Source organism: Syntrophorhabdus sp. (genome assembly GCA_012719415.1).
GTDB lineage: Bacteria > Desulfobacterota > Syntrophorhabdia > Syntrophorhabdales > Syntrophorhabdaceae > Delta-02.
The window spans coordinates 1-2,454 of sequence record JAAYAK010000092.1 but is presented as its reverse complement, the minus strand read 5'-3'; the positions used below and the strand labels follow the sequence as shown (position 1 = coordinate 2,454).

The window sequence follows — 2,454 nt, the reverse complement described above, 5'->3', positions numbered from 1 at the left end:
TCTTCTGTGCGATGTTGTGTGGGTGCAAACTCATAAAGCGGGCAAGTGCCCTGGCGGCCTTGCGCTTCTCCACCTTCGGGTCGTCCTCAATGGATTTTATCAACCGTTGGTATGTCTTGTACGTGGTATAGTGCTTGAGCACGTCGAGGATGAAGTTCTCCTCGATGGCCTGGCGCATGCTGTACAGGTGAAAGGGTTGAGGCTTGCCGTCCGGACCGGGATCACCGAAGACCTCCATCGTCCTGTACTTCGGGGTCGCGGTGAAGGCGAAGAAGCTGATGTTCGGTTGCTTCCCCCGCTTGGCCATGGCCTTGAGGATCTCCTCCTCGTAATCGGGCAGGCCCTCCTCCTCGGCCTTCGCTTTCGCCTCCTCCTTTATGGCCGCCCCCGCGAGGACTCCCTTGAGCTCCGCGGCGGTCTCCCCTCCCTGGGAGCTGTGCGCCTCGTCGACGATGACGGCGTACCTGCGCATGGGGAGCTCACCGACCTTCTCCGTGACGAAGGGGAACTTCTGGAGGGTGGTGATGACAACGGGCACGCCGGACCCAAGGGCCTCCGCCAGCTGCGTGGAGTCCATATCGATCTTCTGTACGACACCCTGCTTGTGCTCGAACTGGTAGATGGTGTTCTGGAGCTGCTGGTCGAGCACCACGCGGTCCGTGACAACGATGACGGAATCAAAGACCCTTTCATCCTTGTCGTTGTGCAGGCTGGAGAGCCTGTGGGCCAGCCAGGCGATGGAGTTTGACTTCCCGCTTCCGGCGGAATGCTGGATGAGGTAGTTCTTCCCCACGCCCTGGCCGCGGGCATCGTGTACCAGGGCCCGGACACAGTCAAGCTGGTGGTACCGGGGGAAGATCATCGTCTCGACCCTGACCTTCCTGTCCCCGAGCTTCTTCTCCTCCACCTGGAGGTGAATGAACCGCGCCAGAATATCGAGGAAGCTGTGCCTCTCGAGAACTTCTTCCCAGAGGTAGGCCGTTTTGTAGTTCCCGGGGTTCTCGGGATTGCCGGCGCCGCCGTTTGAGCCCTTGTTGAAGGGGAGGAAGCGTGTGTTCTTGCCGGAGAGGCGCGTCGTCATGTAAACCTCGTCCGTATCGACCGCGAAATGGACGAGAGCGCGCTTCTTGAACTGGAAGATGAGGTCAGCCGGGTCACGGTCTGTCTTGTACTGTGTGACCGCGTTGCGCCAGGTCTGTCCCGTCATCTGGTTCTTGAGCTCCGCCGTCGCGACGGGGATCCCGTTGAGCGACAGGGTCACGTCCAGGGTATTGCCGTGCTTTGGCGAGTACCGGAGCTGGCGGGTGATCGCAAGGCGGTTGGCCTGGTAGAGCTTCAGGGTATCGGGGTTCATGCCGCTTGCAGGTGCGAAATAGGCCATGCGGAAGGTCTTCCCGAAGCATTTGAACCCGTGCCGCAGGACGGAAAGGCATCCTTCGTGCTCGGAGTTGAGGGCCCGGCAGAGATCATCAAGAAGGGTCGCCTCGGCCTTGTCCTTCTGGATGGCGGAGAGGTATTCCCATTCCTTGGGCTGGGTCTCCTGAATGAAAGAGATCACGTCCTGGGGGAAAAGGCCTCTCTCCTGATCGAAGGCATCGGGGTTGCCCTTTTCGTAGCCGGCCGAGGTGATGAGGTGGTGCTCGATAGCGGCTTCGAAGGCAATTTCCTTGTGGTCTACTGGCATCAGGCAACCTCCTCGCGGATGTCGATCTTGCCGGTAACGGCGGCTGATATGAGGGCGGTGCGGTATTCGCGGAGGAGGTCGATGGACTGGGTGATCTTGGCGATGAGTTCGTCGATGCGTGAGGTTTCCTGGTCGAGGAAAGCGGCAATTGCTCTTTGCTCATCGATAGGGGGAAGCCCGAACTGTATCCAGCCAACGGTATCAGTATTTAAGTTCAATTGCGTTCCCCATTTGCCCAATCCCTGATACGGTTGTCCACTTGCGAAAATATAATATAAAAAATTCGCATCTTCTTTATACTGCGGAAAATATACGAAACCGTCGTGAATACAACATTTTATCTTTGCAATAATCGGTTTGCCCACAGTTCCGGCAATACTAATGAACAAACTGCCAGGACTCAGAGGAACGCTTAGACTCTTTCCAAGGTCAGAAAGCCTTTGTGTAGTAGTCTCAAGATAGCGACTACTTGCCGTGACATCTGCTATCCTTACCCAAGAATATTCTCCGTCTTCGTCAAAATACTTGGGATCATCAATTGGTCGAGGGGATGCACCACGCTTGACAATGCTTAAACGTTTAATCGCCAGTTGTTTCCAATGCTCCGGAATCACCCCCAGCCACTCCACGCCGGAGTCCTTCATCTTCACGTCCGGGTCAAGCCCCTTAGTGACGACGTGGCTGATGAGGGCGGAGCGCTTTTCCTGGAGGAGCTCGATCTGGCGTTGCTTCTTGGTGATGAGTTCGTCGATGCGGGATGTCTCGCGGTC

At 57.0% G+C, this 2,454-nt stretch carries 2 protein-coding genes; both read right to left on the bottom strand.

What is annotated here, in order from left to right:
• On the bottom strand, positions 1 to 1,684 hold a 1,684-nt coding region (locus GXX82_05575; protein NLT22497.1), incomplete at its 3' end, for a type I restriction endonuclease subunit R.
• On the bottom strand, positions 1,684 to 2,328 hold the full coding sequence (locus GXX82_05570) for a restriction endonuclease subunit S (GenBank protein NLT22496.1): 645 nt from the start codon (positions 2,326 to 2,328) through the stop codon (positions 1,684 to 1,686). The genes GXX82_05575 and GXX82_05570, both read right to left, overlap by 1 nt.
• Positions 2,329 to 2,454: the final 126 nt, after the last annotated feature.